The 1,605-nt window shown below is 33.7% G+C and carries 2 protein-coding genes; both read left to right on the top strand.

The window, feature by feature from the left end:
- Positions 1–803, top strand: an 803-nt coding sequence (locus M901_RS15800; RefSeq protein WP_034722706.1) for a viperin family antiviral radical SAM protein, incomplete at its 5' end; no start/stop codon positions are given.
- Positions 804–888: 85 nt separating this feature from the next.
- A complete protein-coding gene (locus M901_RS15805; RefSeq protein WP_021279224.1) occupies positions 889–1,506 on the top strand; it encodes a deoxynucleoside kinase in 618 nt (205 codons plus the stop codon).
- Positions 1,507–1,605 lie beyond the last annotated feature (99 nt).

Genomic DNA, 1,605 nt, shown 5'->3' on the forward strand with positions numbered 1-1,605 from the left:
TCCATCGTTCAGAACAGGCAATCGATAACTTATTGGATAAGCTAGCAGACTACTTCATCAAAGGCACTCCAGTCTTAAAAGAAAAGCTGGGGTACGAAAGTGTTCGTCTTAACTTTGCAGGAGGGGAACCAATGATGTTAGGAAATACGTTCGTTACCGCTTTGGTTCTTGCAAAACAAAAAGGATTTAAAACCTCAACCATAACTAATGGACATTACCTAATTCATGGAAAATCACCGTTGCCGAAAGATACTTTAGACATGATTGGAATCAGCTTTGACAGTCAGTACTTAAGTACACGTATGAAAATAGGAAGAAACGATCGAAAAGGAAACTCTTTTGGCGTTAATGATTTAACACATGCTCTAGCGAGACTCACACAGTCACAAACAGGAATCAAAACAAAGATTAATACTGTAATTAACAGTCTTAATTGGGAAGAGGATTTCACTAATTTAATTTCTAGTCTAAATCCATACAAATGGAAAGTGTTACAGGTCATGCCTTATGGTGATAATGAACTACTAATTTCCAAAGAACAGTTCGATAATTTTGTTCATAGACATAGTGGATTAGGATTACCTATTTATTTTGAGTCTAATTCTACTATGACAGAATCATACTTAATGATTAGTCCAGAGGGTTGCTTTTACCAAAACACTGCCAATAAATCTGGGTATAAATACAGCGAATGCATTAATTCATGCGGTGTGGAAAAAGCTCTTTCTCAAATAGAGTTTAATCCAATTACGTTTGCTTCAAGATATAAAAAAACTAATATTGACATTGTAGATGTATCATAAAATCTTTTAACAAAAATGAAACAAATAAACTAGATTCCTTATTATAGGAGCTATAAATAATCACAAAATATTAGATGAGGAACAAGTGAATAAATTTATCGTTTTTGAAGGGTTAGATGCATGTGGGAAAACAACATTAAGCTCTATATATGCGAAAGAAATGAATACTATCGTTCATAATGCGGTAGTCCCTGAAGCTCATGATCTAAGAAAGGTCATTGACTCCTATGAGTCAAAAGAGAGTGCATTTCTATTTTTTTTGTTAAATAATTTATTGAAGAGTAACGATGTTTCGAAATTATTAAACGATGAAGATGTCATATTAGATAGATATGTATTTTCAACTTTGGCCTACCAAACAATTATGCTTGGGGAAGATATTGTCAAAAATATTTTTGACACACTTAAAATTAATAAAAAAATACTTCTTCCAGAAGTGATAATTTTTGTTAAAGCTGATATTGAAACAATAAACAACAGAATAGAGGCCAGAGGTGGCACAGTTCAGTGGTACGGCGATGCAGTTACGCAAAATAATAGTGTTGAATCAGCATATCACAAAGTTTTTAAGTGGTTTGATATTCCAATTGTAGAGGTCGATACATCAGAAAAATATGGCCGTTCGGTAGAAGAAAATTACCTACTAATGAAAGAACAGGTCGAGCACGTTCTTTCGGGAGGGAGTAATTTTTACAGTTTCTAGTTCAATATCTCTCGGTGATATTGTATGAACATGCAGACGTAAATTACTGGTAAAGAAAGCCGTTTCTACTTATGTTTGGACGAAAGAGAGGACTACTGC

Origin of the sequence: Bacteriovorax sp. DB6_IX (genome assembly GCF_000447775.1) — a bacterium.
Classification (GTDB): Bacteria; Bdellovibrionota; Bacteriovoracia; order Bacteriovoracales; family Bacteriovoracaceae; genus Halobacteriovorax_A.